This is a genomic window from Streptomyces tsukubensis (assembly GCF_003932715.1).
In the GTDB taxonomy this organism is placed as follows: Bacteria; Actinomycetota; Actinomycetes; order Streptomycetales; family Streptomycetaceae; genus Streptomyces; species Streptomyces tsukubensis.
The window spans coordinates 3,133,295-3,154,207 of sequence record NZ_CP020700.1 but is presented as its reverse complement, the minus strand read 5'-3'; the positions used below and the strand labels follow the sequence as shown (position 1 = coordinate 3,154,207).

The window sequence follows — 20,913 nt, the reverse complement described above, 5'->3', positions numbered from 1 at the left end:
GCGGGAAGCTCTGTCAGAGACCGGCGCGCGGCACCGAACGACCCCGCCCGCGCGATTCCATCGCCCCTCGCGCATCACTTTCCGACACATACACCTCGCACATATGCCTGCCGTCGGGAGTCGCCGTGTGCTCGACCTCCCAGAGGGAGACCTCCGCCCCGTCGATCAGCAGAAACGCATGCTCGTAGAGGGTGAACCCGGCCTCCCGGTCACCGACCCGGCACTGACGGCCGAAGACCTGGGTGATGTGGTGGGCGAAGGCGCTGCGCAGCAACTCCGCCGTCTCCGGACCGGGACCGTCCGCATTCTCCGCGCGGCGCAGCACCCGGCGGGCGTGGTCGGCGGAGTTGTCCGGGACGTACATCCGGGGAAGCGGGGCGGGCGGCGCCGCCAGCAGCCCGGCGAGCAGGTCGATATCGCTGTCGAACCCCGGACCGGGGACGGGACCGAAATCCCCGCCCTGAAGGGGATCGGAACCCAGACCCGCGGGCCCGAGCGCACCCCGGTCCGCCGCGTCCGGTACGCCGTACTCGCCACCGGACGCCTCGGCCCCGGCAGCACCCGCACCAACGGCCCCCGCGCCCGGGCTGCCGTGCCCGCCGCCCCTGCCGGAACCGCGGACGGCACCGAAACCCGCATCCGGACGGCCGGCCGGACCCGGGTCCGCGAAACCGGGAAAGCCCGACGGCAGCCGGGAAGCGGCCAGCCGCACCTCCGACTCGTCCGCGTACACCTCGTGCTGCTCCGAACTGCCGGGCCCCGAATTGTGCACCAGCTCCCACAGCACCACCGAGGAACCGTCGGCGAGCAGATACGCATGACGGTACGTGGCACGGTCCAGATCCGCGCTGTGGTGCGAAGAGTGCAGCGAACTCGCGTGAGCCAGAGCCGAGTACAGTCTCTCGACCGTCGCATCCGGCAGGTCGAAGGAGTTGAGCGCCCGACCCAGGAGTCGCGCGAGGTGCGTCTCGGTTGTCTCGTACGGATCGTTCAAAGTGGGTCTCCTGGCCGTCGCCACAAGTAACACGTTGATTGCTAAAAGTAGCCCCTGCTTCCGACACCGCGTCCAGCCTTACCGAAAACGTAGGAACTCTTGGGGAAGTTCCCGCCCGCTGTCAACGGTGCATATCTGGCATGTCAGTTGATGTCCTCGGCCGGGCGTACGACGGCTGCGGTGGGGCTACCGGTAGAGATCGCGGTACGCCGGATACACCCCGCCCGGACCCGCCACCGACTCCGCCGCCAGCACCGCCTTCACCAGCGCCCGCGACACCACGTCCGCGCCCGCCGCCAGCACACCGTTCAGCGCCAGCGGACTCTCCGCGGGCAGCGCGACCGCCCCCGTGGCGAGCGCGAACACCGTGTCGCCGTCGTTCAGCAGATGCACCGGACGTACGGCGCGCGCGATACCGTCGTGCGCCGTACCCGCAAGCTTGTGCGCCTGCGCCCGTACCAGATCGGCGTCCGTCGCCACCACCGCCAGTGTCGTGTTCAACGGCGGCGGACCGCTCGCCTCCCGCGCCTCCTCCAGCCGCCGCAGCGCCGCCGCGTGCACCGCGGGCTCCGGGAACCGGATCCACTCCGCCCCCGCACCGGCGGCCCCCGGCGCACCGCCGCCCGTCCCGTGCACGTACTGCCCGTACAGCACCCCCGTCGCCGGATCCACCACCGACCCCGCCGCATTCGCCACCACCAGCGCCGCCACCGTCACATCCGCACCGTCCGCCCCCGCGCCCCGCAGCACCGCACTCGCCGTCCCCACACCCCCCTTGAGCCCACCGGCCACCGCACCCCGGCCCGCGCCGACGTTCCCCTCCGCCACCGGAGCGCCCTCGCCCGACGCCTCCGCGGCCTCCACCGCGGCCCGGCCCGTCGCCGCCCCCGGCCGCGCACCCCAGTCCCCGCCGCGCCCCAGGTCGAACACACAGGCCGCCGGAACCACGGGCACCACCCGGCCCGGCGCCACCGGCACCCCCCGCCCCCGCTCCTCCAGCCACGCCATCACCCCGCCCGCCGCGTCCAGCCCGAACGCACTGCCGCCGGTCAGCACCACCGCCTCCACCCGCTGCACCAGATTGCGGGGGTCCAGCGCATCCGTCTCCCGCGTGCCCGGGCCGCCGCCGCGGACGTCCACCGCCGCCACCGCACCCCCCTCCGGCGCCAGCACCACCGTCGTTCCGCTCAACGCCCCCGGGCCCGGTACCTCCGCATGGCCCACCCGCAGCCCGGCCACATCCGTCAGCCCGTCCCGTACGCCCGTCGCATCACTCGCATCACTCATGGGGTCTCCGTATCACGCGGGATCACGCGGGCAGCGCCGCGCCCCGCGTCCGCTCCGACAGCACCACCCCGACCGCCACCGCCCCCGCCGCCACCAGACCGGCCGCCGGAACCGCCCAGTCACCGCCGAAGGTGCATCCCAGTACCGCCGCTGCCGCGAGCGGCAGCACCGACTGCTGTGCCGCACCCCGCTTGAAATGCCGGGAGTGCAGCAGCCACACCGTCAGCAGGAAGACCGCCGTCGGCACGGTGACCGAGGCCGCGGCCGCCGCGTCCGACACCCGCGCCTGGCCGACCGCGTGCTCCACGGCCACCTCCATGCCCGCGCCGATCGCCGCGGCCGAACCGAACACCAGCACATGGCCGTAGCCCCACGGAATCGCCCGCCGGTTGGACGTCAGATGCTCGTGCTCCGGGACCGCGAAGTAGATCCACCAGGCAGAGAAGATGATCAGCAGGCCCCCGGCCGCCAGCGGCAGCAGCTCGGCCACCGCCTTGTGCTCGTCCAGCGCCGACTGGACGGCGATCGTGCTCGCCGACATCGTCTCCCCGAGCACGATCAGCGTGAACAGCCCGTACCGCTCCGCGATGTGGTGCGGATGCCACGGCGTCCGGTGCCGGAACTCCGCGAACAGCGGCACCGCCAGCTCGCCCGCGATCACCACCAGGAACAGCCACCGCTTGGTGTCGTCCGGCGCGAACAGCAGCGCCACCCACGCCAGCTGGCAGAGCGCGATCCCCCCGGCGTACCGCAGCGCCGTACGCCGTGCCTCGCCGGTCTCCGAAGCCGCGGCCCGCAGCCACTGCGTCGTCAGCGCGAGCCGCATGATCAGATACCCGGCGACCGCGATGCTCCAGTCGTTCGCGTCGAACGCCCGCGGGACCCCCGCCGCGTAGACCAGCACCCCGGCGATCTGCACCAGCGTCGCGATCCGGTACGGCACGTCGTCGCAGTCGTAGGCGGAGGCGAACCAGGTGAAGTTCATCCACGCCCACCACACCCCGAAGAAGACGAACCCGTACCCGGCGACGCCCTGCGCGATATGCCCCTCGGCGACCGCGTGCACGAGCTGCACGCCCGCCTGCGCCACGGCCACGACGAAGCAGAGGTCGAAGAACAGCTCCAGCGGGGTCGCGGCACGGTGCGGCTCGTCGGTACGGCGGGGGAGCATGCGCCGCCAGGGCGCAACCCCGTGCCCTGGCAGCACCCCGGACTCCCCGCCACCCGCCCCTGCCTCGGCCCCTGGCCCCGCCCCGGCTTCGGCTCCGGGTCGGGCCCCGGGCTCGGCCCCCGCACCTGACCCCGTCCCGGCCTCGGCACCGGACCCGGACCCGGACCCGGACCCGGGGCCCGCCCCGCCACCGGCCTCTGACCCGGACCTGTCTTCGGGGCCGTCTCCGGCAGGGGGCATCGTCATACGAGGCCCTTCCCGCGCCCGGCCCCCTCCCTATCCGGGGCACGGGCCGACTGGCCTAAGCCGTCACCCCACCGCCTGACAGGAATCTGCCACAAAGGGCGCATTCCACCGGTGCTGCCTACGGTGGCCGCGTGACCGCCCCGCCGCCGCCTCCCGACGACCCACCTCCCCGGGGGGCTCCCCCCTCCCTCTCCCCCCGCCCGCCCGAGACGTCCGGGTCCGTGGCGGCACGTGCCGTGCTCGTCGGGGCGATCGTCTCCGGGCTGCTGATCCTGGCGATCGTGCTCGGCAGCAGGATGCTGCACAACTTCGACTCGGCCCTCCTTCCCTATGCCGTCGCCACGGTCTTCCTCGCCTTCGGTGTGGCCTACCGCTACACCGTCTGGATTTCCTCCCCGGGCGCCCACCGCCTCTTCCGTCAGGGATGGCGCGCCTTCTTCTCGGTCGCCAACTTCCGCCGGGCGCCCACCGCCGTGCCCCGGATGATCGCCACCTACCTCGGCTTCCAGAAGTTCCTGGGCGCCCGCTCCCGGGCCCGGTGGATCGCCCACCAGTCGATGTTCTGGGGCTGCGTACTCGCCGCTCTGATCACCTTCCCCCTCACCTGGGGCTGGTTCACCTTCACCTCGGCCAGCGGTTCCGGACCCGGCTACGAGATGCGGATCTGGGGATTCAAGGTCCTCGGCTTCAACGCCCTCAGCGCCTTCGGCTGGATCATGTTCCACGGCCTCGACCTCGCCGCCGTCCTGGTCATCGCGGGCGCCTCCTATTTCCTGTGGCGCCGCACGAGAAACCGGGGAACCGTCGCCGGGCAGCGGTTCGCCTACGATCTCGTTCCGCTGATCGCCCTGATCGTCATCGCCGTCACAGGTCTCCTCCTCACCTTCTCGTCGCTTTTCCTCGACGGCGGCGGATACCAGTTCCTGGCCGTCCTGCACATGGCCGTGGTCGTGCTGACGCTGGTGTACATCCCCTTCGGCAAGTTCTTCCACATCGTCCAGCGGCCGGCCGCCGTCGGTATGCAACTGGTCAAGTACACGGCCCGACAGGACGCGGAGGTCCTCGTCTGCCGCCGCTGCTCGGAGCCCGTCGACACCACCCCGTCCATCGACACCGTCCGCGGCACCCTGCGTGATCTGGAACTCGACTTCGGCGACTGGGCCGAGTACTGCCCCCGCTGCAAGCGGGTCCTGCGGGGCTCCGCATACCTCTCCGAGGTCAAGAAGGGCTTCCGGTGACCAGCGCCCCCCGCCCGCCCGCCACGGACGACCGTCTGCCGCTGGACCCGGCGCTCGCACCGCCGGGCACCACCGCCTTCCGGGACGCCGGAGGGCTGCCCGCCGGGAACTGGCGGGGCGCCCGGGACGGCGAGACCCTCGTCCCCACCCACTGCTGCTTCTGCGGGGTGCAGTGCGGCATATATCTCAGAGTGGACCGCACCGGCACCGTCTTCGGCGTCGAGCCGCGCAACCACGACATCAACCGGATGCGGCTCTGCCCCAAGGGCATCAACGCCTACCAGCAGGTCAACCACCCCGACCGGCTCACCGCGCCCCTGGTCCGCAGCTCCCGGGACGAACCCTTCCGGGAAGTCTCCTGGGACGAAGCCCTCTCCGTCACCGCCGCCGGGATCCGCGCCGTCCAGGCCCGCCACGGCAACGACGCCTTCGGCATGCTCGGCGGGGCCAGCCTCTTCACCGAGAAGACCTACCTGGTCGGCAAGTTCGCCCGGATCGCCCTGAAGACCCGGCACGTCGACTACAACGGCCGTCTCTGCATGGTCTCCGCCGCGGGCGCCAACAAACTCGCCTTCGGCATCGACCGGGCCGGCAACCCCTTCTCCGACATCCTCCTCACCGACTGTCTGCTGATCGCCGGAGCCAACGTCGGGGAGTGCTTCCCCGTACTGACCCAGTACGTATGGGGAGCACGCGACCGGGGGGCCAAGCTCATCGTCGTCGACCCCCGCGAGACCGCGGTGGCCCGTACCGCCGACATCCACGTGGCACTGCGGCCCGGCACGGACGCCGCCTTCTTCAACGCCGTCCTGCACGTCGTCGTCGAAGAAAGCCTCACCGACGAGGCATTCCTCGCCACGCGCACCAGCGGCTGGGAGGAGGCCCGGGCCGCGGCCGCCGACTGCCCGCCCCGGCGGGCGGCGGAGATCTGCGGAGTACCGGCCGAGCAGATCGCCGAGGTCGCCCGGGTCTTCGGCACCGCCGACAAGGCCATGGCCTGGCACGCCCGCGGTATCGAACACCACACCCAGGGCGTGGACAACTGCCTCGCCGTCATCAACCTCTGCGCCGCCACCGGCAACATCGGACGCCCCGGCGCCGGATACGGCACCCTCACCGGCCAGGGCAACGGACAGGGCGGCCGGGAGCACGGCCAGAAGTCGGACCTCCTGCCCGGCGGCCGCTCCATCAACGATCCCGAGCACCGCCGCCAGATCAGCCGGATCTGGGGCATCGACGAGGCCGAACTGCCCCGGGCGGGCACCTCCATGGTGGAAATGGTCCACCAGATGCGGCGCGGTGAGATCCGCGGTCTGCTCGGCATCTGCAACAACCCCTTCGTCTCCCTTCCGGACCTGCCGGCCGTCACAGCGGCCTACGACACCCTCGACTTCCACGTCCAATGCGATTTCTTCCTCTCCGAGACCGCCGCCAACGCACACGTCGTCCTCCCGGTCACCACCTGGGCCGAGGACGAAGGCGTGATGGCCAACGCCGAAGCCCGGGTCGTCAAACACAACAAGGCCCAGGAACCACCCCCCGGAGTACGCACCGACACCTGGGTGATGTGCCGCCTCGCCCAGCTGCTGGGCGCGGGCGACAAGTTCGCCTTCACCGGCTCCCGTGACGTCTTCGAGGAACTCCGGATCGCCTCCGCCGGAACGGTCAACGACTATTACGGCATCACCTACGAACGTCTGGAGGAGACCGGTGGTATCGCCTGGCCCTGCCCCACCACCGACCATCCGGGCACGCCCCGGCTCTTCGAGGACGGCCGGACCCACCACCCGGACGGGCTGATCCACCTCCAGCGGGTGGAGTGGCGGCCGCCGGCGGATCCGTACAGCGACGAATACCCGCTGTCGCTCACCACCGGCCGGACCGTCGCCCACTTCCTGTCCGGCAACCAGACCCGCAGACTGGGCGCCCTGGTCGAGCAGACCCCGCGCCCCTGGGTGGAACTGCACCCCGCGCACGGCTTCCGCAACGGCGACCCCGTCCGGGTCGTCACCCGCCGCGGCGCCACCGTCCTGCCCGCCCTGGTCACCGAGGCGATCCGGCCCGACACCGTCTTCGTCCCGTACCACTGGCCGATCCCCACCGCGGCCAACACCCTGACGAACGCCGCACTCGACCCCCGCTCCAAGATCCCCGAGTACAAGGTCTGCGCCTGCCGGCTCGAACGCGCCGAACACCTCGACGAGGTCCCGGCGCCGCCCACTCCGCCCGGCCGCAGCGCATACCCCCCGAAGGCCCAGGCCGCCCGGACCGATCCCCTGCCGCCCACGGCACCCCAGGGCCGCGGCACCGCGGAGAGGAGCTGACGCCCGCCATGATGGGCAGAACGATCTTCATCGACCCCGGCCGCTGCATCGGCTGCCAGGCCTGCGTCTCCGCCTGCCGCGAATGCGACTCGCACCGCGGCAAGTCGATGATCCACCTCGACTACCCCGACGAGGGCCATTCCGTCGCCTCCCTTCCCACCGTCTGCATGCACTGCGAGGACCCCGTCGCGCCCTGCGCCGAGGTGTGCCCGGCCGACGCGATCCTGGTCACCGTCGACGGGGTCGTACAGACCGCCGACACCTCCCGCTGCATCGGCTGCGCCAACTGCGTCAACGCCTGCCCCTTCGGCGTCCCCAAGATCGACCTCGCGGCGAAGCTCCAGATGAAGTGCGACCTCTGCTACGACCGCACCTCCGCCGGACTCGCCCCCATGTGCGCCACCGTCTGTCCCACCGGGGCCCTCTTCTACGGCACCCTCGACGAGCTGCGCGCCGAACGGCCCGGCGTCGAGGTCGTGGACGCCTTCGCCTTCGGCGGCACGACCGTACGGACCGGGGTGGCCACCGTCGTCCCCGCCGACCGGGGCCGCCGCCCCCTCCCGGGCGGGCTGCCCGTCGTCGAGGTGAACGGAGTCGACGTACGGAAGGCGGACCCCCGATGAGCCTGACCGCGCCCCCGCCCTCGGGCCCCGGCGACGGACCACCCGGAAGCCCGCCGGGGAACAGCGGCGCTCCGCCCGGCTCCGGCGGCGAAGGGCCCGGCGGCCCGCCGGAAGGCGTCCCGGGCGGTGCGAGGGAGGCCCTGCACGACCGGATCGCGGCCGACGCCCTCACCACCCGCCGCGACTACCTCCGGATCGTCACCACCGTCTCCGGCGGCCTCGCCCTCGGCGGCATCGGAGTCGCCGCGGGCATCCTCCACCGCCACAACGACGTCGAAGGGGTCCCCGAGCCCCGGAAGATCGCCGACACGCTCGCCCCCGGCGAGTCCCTCGCCTTCACCTACCCCGGCGACGAGGACCGGGCCGTCGCCGTGCGGCTCGCGGACGGCACCCTCGTCGGCTACTCCGCGGTCTGTACGCACCTCGCCTGCGCCGTGCTGTTCCGGGCCGACCGCGGTCAGGAAGGCGAGCTGCTCTGCCCCTGCCACGAAGGGGTCTTCAACGTCCGCACCGGAGAGGTCACGGCCGGTCCGCCGCCACGTCCGCTGCCCCGCGTCATCGTCACCGAGGATCTCGACGGCAGCATCTGGGCCCTCGCCACCACGCGCTCGGGGGAGAGCGACAAGGACGCCTGGTGCCGCCAGTTCGCCGAGATCGCGCCCGAGCGGGCCCTGGAGATCGGCTGCCCCGGGGCGGTACCCCCGAGGGACCGCGTATGACACCCGCCGGAACCCCCCAGCCCCCCGGACCGCCCCCCGGACCCGACGACCGGCCGCCACCCATGCCCTCGTACCGTCCGGGGAGCGCGGACCCCCGGCTGAACCGGCCCGTCCGGGAGCGGTATCCGCAGATCAGACCGACCAGCGGCTGGACGGACCCCCGGATCCGCCACACCGGCCCGGGGCCCGGCGCCGGCGGGGAGCAGGACCCGGAGCGGGCCGCGGGGCTCACCGCACGTCTGGTCCTCGTCCTGACGGCAGTCGCCGGACAGCTGTGGGGCCTGACCGTGGTCGTCGACGCCTGGATGGCGGGCCGCACCGGAACCGCCTGGTGGGGGGTGGCCTTCCTCTGTCTGTCGTTCTTCGTCGTCCTGGGCCTGTGGGCGCTGGGCCCGAAGGACCGCTGACGCCCACCGCCACCCGCCGTACCCTGGAGACATGAGCACCGCCCCCGCCCCCGGCCCGCGAGACGCGAAGAACCCCGGGCGCACGAACCCTGCCCCGGCCCTGATCTTCGACGATCCGCTGGACCGGCAGTCCTCGGACGACACGGACCGCGGGTGGGGTGAGCGGCCTCCGGCGGGCGGCAGCGCCGACGACCTCGCGCGCTTCTTCGACGAGAAGCCGCCCCACCACCTCTGACCCGCAGCCCGGAGACCTCCGGCCGACAGACCGGCTACGGCAGGGGCCGCCCCGCAGATCCGCCCGCCGTCCCGTTGCCCCGGGACTGCGCGACCAGCGCGTCGCGGATCTCCTTGAGGACCTCCAGCTCCGACAGCTCGACGACCTCCTTCGCGCCTTCCTTCGCCGCGTCCCGGGCCGCCTTGCGGGCCAGGTACTTGGCCAGGGGGTAGACGATCAGGAAGTAGACGACCGCGGCCGTGATCAGGAAGCTCAGCGTCGCGCCGAGCACCGAACCCCAGAGGATCTTGATGCCCTGCACCTCGCCGTTCACCACCTGGCAGGTGCCCTTGATGCAGGAGCTGTAGGCGTCGAGGTCCTTGGTGCCGAAGGCGCCGACCAGAGGGTTGATGATCCCCTTCACAACGGAGTTCACCACTTGGGTGAACGCCGCGCCGATGACGACGGCAACCGCCAGGTCGATCACATTGCCGCGCATCAGGAAGGTCTTGAAGCCCTCCAGGACGCTGACTTTCTTCTCGGTCACCACTGAGCCTTTCGTTGCGAACGCGGTATTCGGAGCTAAGCGCTCCGCAACCTACGGCACACAGTGGTCGCGCTGTCCAATTCCGGGTGACCGGGAGACGCAACGAAGGTACGCCAGTACGAACCGGGGCCGCCTGCAGGGACGGAGCAGGGGCGGTGCCGTACGCGAGGGCACGTCCCGCTGCCGTCAGCACACCGTCACCGCGAGACGGGAGGTGGCCGCGGCACCCGCGAGCTCGGCGGCCGACGCCCGTGGCACGGAGAGCACCACCAGCGCCCCGCCGTCGCCGTCGCCTTGAAGCCTTTCAAGCCCTTCAGGCCCCTCCGGCGGCTCGGGAACCGCGGTCACCCGCACACCGGACACCACCACCCGGGCATCGCCCGTCCGACGGTCCGCCCGGTCTTCCGCTCCGGCGTCCGTCCCGCTGTCCGGCCCGAAGCCCGCGCCCGCCCGCGGACCGGGCCCCGAGCCCGGCCCGGAAGACGGGCCGGACGTCGCGATCACATCGACCCGGTCGCCGGGGCGCAGCAGCCGTACCGTCTCCGCATCGGCGATCCGCACGGGAGCCGACACCATCCGCACCGGGGGTCCGGCCGTCCCCACGGCCCCCGGCCCGCCACGCGCAGCCGCACCGGCGGACGACGGAGCACCGTCCGTCCCCACAGCGCTCCGGGCACCCGATGCGGCCACGGCAGCCGCGACCACCGCGAGCCCGGCCGCAAGCACGCGCCCGCGCCGCCGCAACGCCCTCCGGAGCCGGTGCGTCCCGCCCCGTACCCGCAGGGGCGGGAACTCCGGCACGCTCCGGGGGCCCGGGACGGACGGCGGCGGAAGGAACGAGCCCGCGGGATGCGGGGGAGACCCGGAAGGCGAAGACCTCGAAGGCGAAGACCCCGTAGGAGAGGGAGAAAGAGAAGGAGAAAGAGGAGAGAACGGGGACGAGGAGGAAGGGGAAGGAGGGAGAACGGACATCGTCGGGCACCGCCTGTCGTCGAAGACCGGACCCGGCCGTCACCGGCCGCATGCCCTCACGATCCGCCTTCCGCCGGCATCCCGCTGACGCCTGTGGACAGGCCGCCGACTGTGGACAACTTCCTCACCCACACACCCCCCACCGGCCCACTCCTCCACCATTCCCGTGTCCCGCCGCCCGCCCGGCGGCCCGCATCCGGCGAGCCCGTACCCCGATCCGACCCGACCCCGTCCCGCCCTGTCAGGGCAGGTCGATCCCCAGGTTCCAGCCGTCGTGCGCGCCCACGCACAGACAGTCCCGCTCCACCTCCGCCGGCAGCGCCGCCACCGCGTCGAAGAGCACCTCCCGGAGCCGCCCCACGTTCTCGCCGAAGACCCGCATCACCTCGGTGTGCGAGACGCCTTCACCGGTCTCCGCTCCCGCGTCCAGATCCGTGACCAGTGCCAGCGCCGTGTAGCAGAGCGCCAGCTCGCGGGCGAGGACCGCCTCCGGGTGCCCGGTCATCCCCACGATCGACCACCCCTCGGACGCGAACCAGCGGGACTCGGCCCGGGTCGAGAACCGCGGCCCCTCGATGACGACCAGCGCGCCCCCGTCGACCGGCTCCCAGTCGCGGCCGCGCGCCGCCTTCATCGCCACGGCCCGCCCCGCCGGGCAGTACGGATCGGCGAAGGTCGTGTGCACCACGTTCGGCACGGCGCCGTCCGGCCGTGTCTCCCCGTCGAAGTACGTCTCGGTCCGGGATTTCGTACGGTCCACGAGCTGATCGGGTACGACGAGGGTGCCCGGCCCGTACTCCGGGCGCAGTCCGCCCACCGCGCAGGGCGACAGCACCTGCCGTACGCCGACGGACCGCAGTGCCCACAGATTGGCGCGGTAGTTGATGCGGTGCGGCGGAATCCGGTGACCCCGGCCGTGTCGGGGGAGGAAGGCGACCTTCCGGCCGCCCACCTCGCCCAGGAAAAGAGAGTCGCTCGGGCTGCCGTACGGCGTGTCCACGGTCACCTCGGTGACGTCCTCCAGGAAGGAGTACAGCCCCGAGCCGCCGATCACGCCGATCTCTGCGTTGGTGTTCGCCATACCGATCACACTATCGACGCGCGGGCGGGCCGGAACCCCCGGAAATCCGCCATGGAACCGGAGCCCGGGACCCGCGGCCCGGGGTACGGCAAGGACCCCGGCCGCACACGGCGGACGGGGTCCAGGAGCCTCTCGTACGGCCTCAGGCGGCCGAAGTGCTCGCGGTCGACGACGACGAAGAAGACGAAGACGCCGCCGACGACGAGGAAGAGGACGAAGCGGAGGAGGACGAAGAGGAACCGGAGGAGTCCGAAGAACCGGAGGACGCTGCCGTCTTCTCCGAGCCGGAGCCCTTCGACGAGGTCGCCGGGGACGAGCTCGACGACGCGCCGCGGCTGTCGTTCCGGTAGAAACCGGAACCCTTGAAGACGATGCCGACCGCGGAGAACACCTTCTTCAGGCGTCCGTCGCAGCTCGGGCATACGGTCAGGGCGTCATCGGTGAACTTCTGCACCGCCTCAAGGCCCTCGCCGCATTCGGTGCACTGGTACTGGTAGGTCGGCACTTGTCTTCCTCCTGGCACTCTCACTCAGTGAGTGCTAACGACGGTCTATAGTGACCTATTCCAACGTTTCAGTCCACCGGCACCGGCGAGCGGTGATCCTCGCCACTGGCCTCCGGGGCCGTTCCGCGGGCCGCTATCCGCCCCGCGGTCCGTCCGCCGCCGGGCATCAGGCGGGTGCGCAGCGCCAGCAGGGTGGCCAGCGCCAGTACGGTTCCCACCAGCGGAACGAGGAATCCCGCGCTCGCGCCGTGCGCATCCGCCAGCTGCCCCGCCGAGGTCACCGCGACCGCCTGCCCGAGCGCCACGGCCGCGGTCAGCCAGGTGAACGCCTCGGTACGTGCCGAAGCCGGCACCAGGCTCTCCACCAGGGTGTATCCGCTGATCAGGGCCGGTGCGATACAGAGCCCGACCAGCAGGCCGAAGGCGCCGAGCAGGATCACGGAGTGCAGCGACCAGAGCACGGAGACGCTGAGGGCCAGGCCCACGTACCCGATGACCATGCGCCGCAGCGGCCCGTTCTTCGCGGCGACGACTCCGCAGGCGATCCCGGCCAGCATGTTGCCCGCGGCGAATATGCCGTACAGGACGCCGTTCACGCCCGGATTGCCGATCTCCTCGGTGAACGCGGTCAGGGAGACCTGCATACCGCCGAAGACGGAGCCGATACCGAGGAAGGCCACGACCAGGACGCGTACACCGGGCACCGAGAGCGCGGAAGCACGCCCTCCGCCGGTGGTACCGGTGGCACCGCCGGGCCGGAGGACGGGCGGCTGCGTACGGTGCTGAGCGGCGAACAGGAGGCCGCCGACCAGGGTCAGGATGCCCTCGGCGATCAGACCGGCGGCCGGGTGCACTCCGGTGCACAGCGCGGTCGCCAGCACCGGGCCGACGACGAAGGTGAACTCGTCCGTCACCGATTCGAACGCCGCAGCCGTCGGCATCAGCGGCGATCCGTCGAGCTTGGCCGCCCACCGGGCCCGGACCATGGGCCCTATCTGCGGTACGGAGGCACCCGTCGGGACCGCCGCGGTGAACAGCGCCCACAAGGGAGCGTCGGCGAGCGCCAGGGCGATCAGCGCGGAGACGGACGCGGCATGCACGACGACACCCGGCAGCAGGACGGCCCGCTGCCCGAAGCGGTCGGCCAGCCTGCCGCTCTGCGGCGCGAACAGCGCCATGGAGACACCGGCCGCCGCGGCGACCGCGCCGGCGCTGCCGTACGAACCGGTGGTGTGCTGGACCAGCAGGATGATGCCGATGGTCAGCATCGCGAACGGCTGCCGGGCGGCGAAGCCCGGCAGCAGGAACGTCCAGACGCCGGGGGTACGCAGCAGCTGCCCGTACCCGGGACGGCCGCCGTCCTTCGGCGAGCCGGAAGGGCTGCCGGTGGTGTTGCCGGAGGCGGTGTCGGCATTTCCGCCGCCGGGGCGGCCGGTCGGGCCCTGAGGGCGGCCGTCGCCGGTGTCGGTGACCGCGGAGTCCACGGTCCGTGCCTTTCTGCCGCCTGGTAGCGGCTCCCACGGGCTGTGAGCCTTATGGGGCCGCCGAGAGCTGTCCACTCGCGCAGAACTGCGGTAGATACCGGGGCCCGGTCCACAGCGGGGACGTCCGAGACACCGCGGCCGCCATACGGTCGCGCCAGCTCTGCGTCAGGCAGAGGTGGTCGATCAAAGGTGTGCCCTCATCGTAGCCGCTCGTTCCGGGAGGCACCCGGAACAGCGCCTTCCGGAGCCGGGCGGGTGCGCTTCCGGCGGCTCGCACCCCGGCCGTACCGGCTGCCCGGCCGTTCCCGGCCTTGCCGGGCGGTTCCCGGTCTTGCCCGGCTGTTCCCGGCCGGGCAAGGCGGGCGGGCGCGGCCGCTACCGACCGCACCCGCCCGCCGGAAGCGGTCGGGCCTGGGTGGCCGACCGCTTCCGGCTGCCTCAGCAGCCCCCGTACCGCCCCCGTACCCCCTTGCCTAGCGCGCCGTCCCCAGCCAGCCCGCCAGCTTGCCGCCCTGGCCCACGGCCCGCAGTCGCCGCTCGGTCGCGTCCCGTACCGGATCGGTCGCCACCACCAGCAGCTCGTCCCCGCGCCGCAGCACCGTCGACGGCAGCGGTACGAAGCTCTTCCCGTCCCGGACGACCAGCGTCACCGCAGCCCCGGCGGGCAGCCGCAGCTCGGCGACCTCCACACCGTGCATCTTCGACTCCTCCGGAATGGCGACGGAGAGCAGATGCCCCCGCAGCCGCTCCAGCGGCGCGGACTCGATGCCCAGATCGGAGGGCGCGCCCGGGCCCAGCTTCAGGGCCCGCGCCAGCCACGGCAGCGTCGGCCCCTGCACCAGGGTGTAGACGACGACCAGCACAAAGACGATGTTGAAGACGCGGGTGCTGTCCGCGACCCCCGACACCATGGGGATCGTCGCCAGGATGATGGGCACGGCCCCGCGCAGCCCGGCCCAGGACAGCAGCACCTGTTCCCGTTTGGGAATGCCGAACGGAATCAGGCTGAACAGCACCGACAGCGGCCGGGCCACCATCGTCAGCACCAGACCGATGAGCAGCGCCGGGACCAGGTCGTCGCCCAGTTCGTGCGGGGTGACCAGCAGACCCAGCAGGACGAACATCCCGATCTGCGCGATCCAGCCCAGCCCCTCGGCGAAACCGCGGCTGGCCGGGGCGTGCGGCAGCCCGGAGTTCCCGAGGACGACGGCGGCCAGATAGACGGCGAGGAAGCCGCTGCCGTGGGCCATCGCCCCGGCCGCGTACGCGATCACCGCGATGGCCATCACGGCGATCGGGTACAGACCGGACGCGGGCAGCGCCACATGCCGCAGCCCGAAGGCCCCGACGAAGCCCACCGCGAGGCCGATGCCCGCGCCGATCGCCAGCTCCAGCGCTATCTTCCCGACGAGGACGTACCAGTCGTCCACCGGTCCCGCCGTCGAGAAGGCGACGACCAGGATGACCACGGGCGCATCGTTGAAGCCGGACTCGGCTTCCAGCACACCGGTGATCCGCGACGGCAGGGGCACCCTCCGCAGCACGGAGAAGACTGCCGCCGCGTCCGTCGACGAGACGACCGCACCGATGATCAGCGCCTGACGCCACTCCAGACCGACGACATAGTGCGCCGCGGCAGCCGTGATGCCCACGCTCACCGCGACACCGGCGGTCGACAGGGCGACGGCCGCGGGCAACGCAGGTTTGATCTCCTGCCATTTGGTGCCCAAGCCGCCCTCGGCAAGGATCACCACAAGGGCGGCATAACCGATGACCTGCGTCAGTTCGGCGTTGTTGAACGTGACATTGAAGATGCCGTCCTGGCCGATGGCCACCCCGATGCCCAGATACAGCAGCAGGCTGGGGAGCCCGCTACGGGACGAGATGCGTACCGCAGCGACGGCGATCAGCAGGACGAGAGCGCCGCTGAACAGGAGCTCGTTGAGGTCGTGAACAGTCAGTGGCCGATCCTTCCCTTCGCGCCTCTACGTGCCGGACGGTGATTCCGGGCGGCGACACTTCGTTACCTTACCTAATCTTTAACGTTTTCTTGACGCCTGTGACCACATAGTTGTTCCCGTTCGCCAACTGCCGTGAATGGGGCGCAAGGTGGCGCTCCGGTCGGGCACTGACGGATACCGCGTCGGGGGCGTGGGGCCGCTGCGCCTATGGTTGCTCCAGCACTCCAGGACCAGCTTGCGCCTCGAAGGACAGCGATGCCCTCCAACACAACGGCCTCTTCCCCCAAGAAGAAGAAGGGGCGACGCGGCCGCCTGCTCGTGATCGTCCTGGTGCTCGCACTGCTCGGCGGCATCGGTTACGGCGGCTACTGGGGCGTCGACGCCGTCCGCGCCTCCTTCCCCCAGACGACCGGCGAGATCGACATTCCGGGCCTTGAGGGCCGGGTCGAGGTCAAACGCGACGACTACGGCGTCCCGCAGATCTACGCGGACAGCGACGCCGACCTCTTCCGCGCCCAGGGCTTCGTCCAGGCGCAGGACCGCTTCTGGGAGATGGATGTACGGCGTCATATGACGGCCGGCAGGCTCTCCGAGATGTTCGGCTCCGGGCAGGTCAAGACGGACGCCTTCCTCCGTACGCTCGGCTGGCGAAAGGTCGCGCAGAAGGAGTTCGACACCGAGCTCTCGGCGGACACGAAGGCGTACCTGACGGCGTACGCCGACGGTGTCAACGCCTATCTGAAGGGCAAGGAGGGCAAGGAGCTCTCGGTCGAGTACGCGGCCCTCGCCCTCACCAACGACTACAAGCCGGAGCCGTGGACCGAGGTCGACTCGGTGGCCTGGCTCAAGGCGATGGCCTGGGACCTGCGCGGCAATATGCAGGACGAGATCGACCGCGCTCTGATGGAGTCCCGTCTGGACACCCCGCAGATCAACCAGCTGTATCCGGCCTATCGGCACGGCACGAACAAGCCGATCATGAGCAACGGCGCCGTCGACGAGTCCGAGGGCGTCTTCGACCCGAAGGCGGACCCCTCCGACAACAAGCGCGACGGCGACAACAACGAAGGCAGCGGCTCCCAGCTCGACAGCGGAAACGGCAACGGCAACGGCAGCGGTAACACCGAATCCGGTTCCGATTCCGGACAGGGTGGTACGGGCGAGGGCTCCGGTCTCGTCGGCAACAGCGGCCCCGGCGACGGCTTCACCGGCGGTACCGACGCCGCCGACGCCGTCGAAGGTGTGAACACCCAGCTCGCCGGTATCGCCGAGAGCCTCGACGGCATCCCCGCCCTGCTGGGCCCCAACGGCGACGGCATCGGCTCGAACTCCTGGGTCGTCTCCGGCCGCTTCACGACCACCGGCCAGCCGCTGCTCGCCAACGATCCGCACCTCGCCCCCCAGCTCCCGTCGCTCTGGTACCAGATGGGCCTGCACTGCCGGAAGCTCTCCAGCACCTGCACCTTCGACACCGCAGGGTTCACCTTCTCCGGTATGCCCGGTGTGATCATCGGACACAATCAGGACATCGCCTGGGGTCTGACCAATCTGGGTGCCGACGTCACCGACCTCTATCTGGAGAAGGTCTCCGGTGACAGCTACGTCACCGACACCAAGCAGGACCGCGAGGAGAAGCTGACCGTCCGCAGGGAGGTCATCAAGGTCGCGGGCGGCAAGCCCCGGACGATCACGGTCCGGGAGACCAAGCGCGGCCCCCTGATCTCCGACCGCTCCACCGAACTGGAGAACGTCGGCGTGAAGGCCCCGGTCGACGACGAAGCCCCCGACCGCGCCACCGGCTACGGCGTTTCCCTCCAGTGGACCGCGCTCCGGCCCGGCAAGTCCATGGACGCCGTCTTCGCCCTGAACCGCGCCAAGGACTTCCGCACCTTCCGCGCGGCCGCCAAGAACTTCGAGGTGCCGTCCCAGAACCTGATCTACGCCGACAAGACCGGCAAGATCGGCTACCAGGCCCCGGGACGGATCCCGGTCCGCGCCACGGGCGACGGCACCCGTCCGGCGCCCGGCTGGGACCCCGCGTACTACTGGAAGAAGGACCCCGTCCCCTTCGAGGAGATGCCGTACGAGGAGGACCCGGAGCGCGGCTACATCGTCACCGCCAACCAGGCCGTCATCGACGAGTCGTACCCGCATCTGCTGACCAAGGACTGGGGATACGGCGCCCGCAGCCAGCGCATCAACCAGATGATCGAGCAGAAGATCAAAGACGGCGGAAAGATCTCCACCGAGGACATGCGGACGATGCAGATGGACAACAGGAGCGAGATCGCCTCGCTGCTGAACCCCATCCTCATCAAGCTCGACATCAAGGACCCCAACGTCCGCGAGGCGCAGAAGCTGCTGGAGGGCTGGGACTACAGCCAGGAGCCGGACTCGGCCGCCGCCGCGTACTTCAACGCCGTCTGGCGCAACATCCTCAAGCTCGCCTTCGGCAACAAGCTGCCGAAGGAGCTGCGCGCCGAGGGTGACTGCCTGAGCATTGCCCCGGCCGGTGCGACCGGGCCCGACGACCGGATCGAACCGGTCATCGAGTGCGGCGAGCGGGACGGCGACTCGGCGCAGCCGGACGGCGGAGACCGCTGGTTCGAGGTGGTCCAGAGCATCTACAAGGACGAGGACAACCCTTGGTGGACCTCGCCCGCCAGCCGTACGGACAAGGCGACCAAGACCCGTGACGAGCTGTTCGCCCGGGCCATGGAGGACGCCCGCTGGGAGCTGACGGCCGAGCTGGGCAAGGACATGGACACCTGGAACTGGGGCCGGCTGCACCAGCTGACGCTGAAGAACCAGACGCTCGGCAAGGAGGGCCCCGGCCTGCTCCAGCATCTGCTGAACCGCGGCCCGTGGAATCTGGGCGGCGGCGAGGCGACGGTGAACGCCACCGGCTGGAACGCTGCCTCCGGATACGAGGTCGTCTGGGTGCCGTCCATGCGGATGGTGGTCAACGTCGGCGACTGGGACAAGTCGCGCTGGATCAACCTGACCGGTGCGTCGGGGCACGCGTACAGCGCGCACTACACCGACCAGACGGACAAATGGGCCAAGGGCGAGCTGCTCGACTGGTCCTTCACCGAGAAGGCGGTGGAGGAGAACACGGTCGACACCCTGACCCTCGTCCCGTCGGAAGAATCGGAAGCACCCGATTCGACGGATTCGGCGGAGGCACCGGACTCCGCGGAAACGACGGAATCGCAGCAGTAACCGGATTCCCCGGGGCTGCTGACGCCCGGAGATGCGGTACGCGGGCCCCGGCCGGGATCACGGCCGGGGCCCCGCGCCGTTCCGCACCCCTGGCCGCGGCGCGCGCGGGCCTCCGTTTCAGGCGCGCGTGAATCGCCGTACGCCGTCCGGAGTGACGACGGCGTGCACGGGCCGGTCGTGCGCCTCCTCCGGTACCTGCGCCACCACCTCGTGCGCGTACAACAACACCACCAGGCACGGCGGTACGGGGACGGCCGCGAGCCGCTCCAGTACGCGATCGTACGAACCGCCTCCCCGCCCCAGCCGCATCCCGCGCCCGTCCACGGCCAGCCCGGGCAGCAGTACGGCCTCCGCCTCCCGTACGGCGCCGGGCCCGAGCCGGGGGCCGTCCGGCTCCAGCAGCCCGCGTCCGGCGCGTACCAGCCGGTCCGCGCCCTCGTACTCGCCCCAGTCGAGATCGTCGTCGGGGAGCAGGACGGGCAGCAGGACGCGTACGCCCCGCGTGCGCAGCGCGTCGAGCAGAGCGCGGGTGCCGGGTTCACGCCCCACGGAGACGTACGCGGCCACGGTCGGGGCGCCGGTGAGCTCGGGCAGCTCCAGGGCGTGCCGGGTCAGGGCGCGGGCGGCGGCCCCGGTCTCCTCGGGGGTGAGCCGGGCGCGGGCGTCCAGCAGGGTGCGGCGGAGGGCCCGCTTCCCGTCCGCGGGCGGGGCGGAAGCGGCGGGATGCGCGGCTGGGCTACCGGTTCCGCTTTCCCTGGAGTCCCGGGTGTCACTGTCGTTTCTGACACCCCCCACACCCCCGCTTTCTCCTACTTCCCGAGGCTCCCGACCCCCCTCCGCCGGGGCGCCCGCTGCCCCGCCCGTACCCGCTCCGTTTTCGGACAGCCCACCGGAACGTTCATGCCTCATTCGCCGCTCACAAACCCCTCGTATGCGCTTTAACCAGCGAGAACTCAACCGGAGCCTGATCTTCCCCGCATATGCACCGGATATTGTGCCGGGCATGACTGAGTCGAACCCCAGGATCAGCAAGGCGGTCATTCCCGCCGCCGGCCTCGGTACGCGCTTCCTCCCGGCCACCAAAGCCACTCCCAAGGAGATGCTGCCTGTCGTCGACAAACCGGCGATCCAGTATGTGGTCGAGGAAGCCGTTGCCGCCGGGCTCTCCGATGTACTCATGATCACAGGGCGCAACAAGCGCCCGCTGGAGGACCACTTCGACCGGAACTACGAGCTGGAGGAGGCGCTCTCCCGCAAGGGCGACGAGCACCGGCTGAAGACCGTTCAGGAGTCCAGCGACCTCGCCACCATGCACTACGTCCGCCAGGGCGATCCGCGCGGCCTCGGCCACGCGGTGCTGTGCGCCGCGCCGCACGTCGGGGACCAGCCCTTCGCCGTACTCCTCGGCGACGACCTGATCGACCCGCGCGATCCGCTGCTCGCGCGCATGGTGGAGATCCAGGAGCGCGAGGGCGGCAGCGTCATCGCCCTCATGGAGGTCGAACCCGCCCAGATCCACCAGTACGGCTGCGCCGCCGTCGAGACGACCGCCGAATCCGACGTCGTACGCGTCACCCAGCTCGTCGAGAAGCCCGAGCGGTCCGAGGCCCCCAGCAACCTCGCCATCATCGGCCGCTACGTCCTCGACCCGGCCGTCTTCGCGATACTCCGCGAGACCGAACCGGGCCGCGGCAACGAGATCCAGCTGACCGACGCCCTCCAGAAACTGGCCGGGGACGAGAAGATCGGCGGCCCCGTGCACGGGGTGATCTTCAAGGGGCGGCGGTACGACACCGGCGACCGCGGGGACTATCTGCGGGCGATTGTCAGACTCGCGTGCGAACGTGAAGATCTGGGACCGGAGTTCCGGCACTGGCTCCGGAGCTATGTGACCGAGGAGATGCAGCCGAATTGAGCG

Annotated in this window: 18 protein-coding genes; 8 read left to right on the top strand and 10 right to left on the bottom strand. The window is 71.2% G+C overall.

Going from position 1 to position 20,913, the window contains the following annotated elements; genetic code table 11:
- Positions 1-13 precede the first annotated feature (13 nt).
- The 3 genes from B7R87_RS12250 to B7R87_RS12240 all read right to left on the bottom strand — a co-directional run bounded on the left by B7R87_RS12250 (position 14) and on the right by B7R87_RS12240 (position 3,452).
- A complete protein-coding gene (locus tag B7R87_RS12250) occupies positions 14-994 on the bottom strand; it encodes a DUF6227 family protein (protein ID WP_006706067.1) in 981 nt (326 codons plus the stop codon).
- 186 nt (positions 995-1,180) lie between these two features.
- Positions 1,181-2,281, bottom strand: a complete 1,101-nt coding sequence (locus B7R87_RS12245) for a P1 family peptidase (RefSeq protein ID WP_130585070.1) — start codon at positions 2,279-2,281, stop codon at positions 1,181-1,183.
- A 22-nt stretch (positions 2,282-2,303) separates the two neighbouring features.
- The gene (locus B7R87_RS12240) at positions 2,304-3,452 is read right to left on the bottom strand and encodes a low temperature requirement protein A (RefSeq protein WP_006706076.1); all 1,149 of its coding nucleotides are present in this window, start codon (positions 3,450-3,452) and stop codon (positions 2,304-2,306) included.
- A gap of 377 nt (positions 3,453-3,829) precedes the next feature.
- Here B7R87_RS12240 and B7R87_RS12235 point away from each other — a divergent pair, with 377 nt between their 5' ends.
- From B7R87_RS12235 to B7R87_RS12210, 6 genes are read left to right on the top strand one after another with little or no spacing between them, the layout of a single operon-like run.
- Positions 3,830-4,936, top strand: a complete 1,107-nt coding sequence (locus B7R87_RS12235) for an MFS transporter (protein ID WP_391116586.1) — start codon at positions 3,830-3,832, stop codon at positions 4,934-4,936.
- Entirely contained in the window at positions 4,933-7,260 is a 2,328-nt protein-coding gene (locus B7R87_RS12230) for a molybdopterin oxidoreductase family protein (RefSeq protein ID WP_006706077.1), read from the top strand. Before B7R87_RS12235 ends, B7R87_RS12230 begins: the two co-directional genes overlap by 4 nt.
- Before the next feature lie 8 nt (positions 7,261-7,268).
- The gene (locus B7R87_RS12225; RefSeq protein ID WP_006706078.1) at positions 7,269-7,883 is read left to right on the top strand and encodes a 4Fe-4S dicluster domain-containing protein; all 615 of its coding nucleotides are present in this window, start codon (positions 7,269-7,271) and stop codon (positions 7,881-7,883) included.
- The gene (locus B7R87_RS12220; protein WP_006706079.1) at positions 7,880-8,602 is read left to right on the top strand and encodes a QcrA and Rieske domain-containing protein; all 723 of its coding nucleotides are present in this window, start codon (positions 7,880-7,882) and stop codon (positions 8,600-8,602) included. The genes B7R87_RS12225 and B7R87_RS12220 overlap by 4 nt, the downstream gene beginning before the upstream one ends.
- Positions 8,599-9,009 carry a hypothetical protein gene (locus B7R87_RS12215; protein ID WP_040915961.1) on the top strand — a complete coding sequence of 137 codons (411 nt, stop codon included), beginning with the start codon at positions 8,599-8,601 and terminating at the stop codon, positions 9,007-9,009. The genes B7R87_RS12220 and B7R87_RS12215 overlap by 4 nt, the downstream gene beginning before the upstream one ends.
- 31 nt (positions 9,010-9,040) lie before the next feature.
- On the top strand, positions 9,041-9,244 hold the full coding sequence (locus B7R87_RS12210; RefSeq protein ID WP_006706081.1) for a hypothetical protein: 204 nt from the start codon (positions 9,041-9,043) through the stop codon (positions 9,242-9,244).
- A gap of 34 nt (positions 9,245-9,278) precedes the next feature.
- Here B7R87_RS12210 and mscL read toward each other — a convergent pair whose 3' ends face one another.
- The 6 genes from mscL to B7R87_RS12180 form a co-directional block, all read right to left on the bottom strand.
- Positions 9,279-9,770 (bottom strand): large conductance mechanosensitive channel protein MscL, encoded by a 492-nt coding sequence (mscL, locus tag B7R87_RS12205; protein WP_040915962.1) that lies wholly within the window; start codon positions 9,768-9,770, stop codon positions 9,279-9,281.
- Between the two features lie 186 nt (positions 9,771-9,956).
- Positions 9,957-10,331: an RcpC/CpaB family pilus assembly protein gene (locus B7R87_RS34270; RefSeq protein WP_332903344.1), complete on the bottom strand. Its 375-nt coding sequence runs from the start codon at positions 10,329-10,331 to the stop codon at positions 9,957-9,959.
- 652 nt (positions 10,332-10,983) lie between these two features.
- A complete protein-coding gene (locus B7R87_RS12195) occupies positions 10,984-11,823 on the bottom strand; it encodes an S-methyl-5'-thioadenosine phosphorylase (protein ID WP_006706085.1) in 840 nt (279 codons plus the stop codon).
- A gap of 142 nt (positions 11,824-11,965) precedes the next feature.
- Positions 11,966-12,328, bottom strand: a complete 363-nt coding sequence (locus B7R87_RS12190; protein ID WP_040915965.1) for an FmdB family zinc ribbon protein — start codon at positions 12,326-12,328, stop codon at positions 11,966-11,968.
- Between the two features lie 68 nt (positions 12,329-12,396).
- Positions 12,397-13,662 carry an MFS transporter gene (locus B7R87_RS12185; RefSeq protein WP_045853040.1) on the bottom strand — a complete coding sequence of 422 codons (1,266 nt, stop codon included), beginning with the start codon at positions 13,660-13,662 and terminating at the stop codon, positions 12,397-12,399.
- A gap of 623 nt (positions 13,663-14,285) precedes the next feature.
- Complete coding sequence (locus B7R87_RS12180) at positions 14,286-15,773, bottom strand: potassium/proton antiporter (RefSeq protein ID WP_187144632.1); 1,488 nt, start codon at positions 15,771-15,773, stop codon at positions 14,286-14,288.
- A 255-nt stretch (positions 15,774-16,028) separates the two neighbouring features.
- On the opposite strand from B7R87_RS12180, the gene B7R87_RS12175 reads away from it, so the two are divergent.
- A complete protein-coding gene (locus B7R87_RS12175) occupies positions 16,029-18,995 on the top strand; it encodes a penicillin acylase family protein (protein ID WP_006706089.1) in 2,967 nt (988 codons plus the stop codon).
- Positions 18,996-19,112: 117 nt separating this feature from the next.
- Here the strand turns inward: B7R87_RS12175 and B7R87_RS12170 are convergent, their stop codons facing one another.
- On the bottom strand, positions 19,113-19,790 hold the full coding sequence (locus B7R87_RS12170; protein ID WP_006706090.1) for a 5-formyltetrahydrofolate cyclo-ligase: 678 nt from the start codon (positions 19,788-19,790) through the stop codon (positions 19,113-19,115).
- Between the two features lie 208 nt (positions 19,791-19,998).
- Between B7R87_RS12170 and galU the strand changes: the two genes are divergently transcribed.
- The gene (gene galU / locus B7R87_RS12165; protein ID WP_006706093.1) at positions 19,999-20,910 is read left to right on the top strand and encodes a UTP--glucose-1-phosphate uridylyltransferase GalU; all 912 of its coding nucleotides are present in this window, start codon (positions 19,999-20,001) and stop codon (positions 20,908-20,910) included.
- Positions 20,911-20,913: the final 3 nt, after the last annotated feature.

What these genes read in the sequence shown, in the direction of transcription:
- B7R87_RS12225 (WP_006706078.1), top strand. Translation starts at nt 7,269, where the DNA reads ATGATGGGCAGAACGATCTTCATCGACCCCGGCCGCTGCATCGGCTGC.
- B7R87_RS12220 (WP_006706079.1), top strand. Translation starts at nt 7,880, where the DNA reads ATGAGCCTGACCGCGCCCCCGCCCTCGGGCCCCGGCGACGGACCACCC.
- B7R87_RS12215 (WP_040915961.1), top strand. Translation starts at nt 8,599, where the DNA reads ATGACACCCGCCGGAACCCCCCAGCCCCCCGGACCGCCCCCCGGACCC.
- B7R87_RS12175 (WP_006706089.1), top strand. Translation starts at nt 16,029, where the DNA reads ATGCCCTCCAACACAACGGCCTCTTCCCCCAAGAAGAAGAAGGGGCGA.
- B7R87_RS12210 (WP_006706081.1), top strand. Translation starts at nt 9,041, where the DNA reads ATGAGCACCGCCCCCGCCCCCGGCCCGCGAGACGCGAAGAACCCCGGG.
- B7R87_RS12195 (WP_006706085.1), bottom strand. Translation starts at nt 11,823, where the DNA reads ATGGCGAACACCAACGCAGAGATCGGCGTGATCGGCGGCTCGGGGCTG.
- galU (WP_006706093.1), top strand. Translation starts at nt 19,999, where the DNA reads ATGACTGAGTCGAACCCCAGGATCAGCAAGGCGGTCATTCCCGCCGCC.
- B7R87_RS12245 (WP_130585070.1), bottom strand. Translation starts at nt 2,281, where the DNA reads ATGAGTGATGCGAGTGATGCGACGGGCGTACGGGACGGGCTGACGGAT.
- B7R87_RS12240 (WP_006706076.1), bottom strand. Translation starts at nt 3,452, where the DNA reads ATGCTCCCCCGCCGTACCGACGAGCCGCACCGTGCCGCGACCCCGCTG.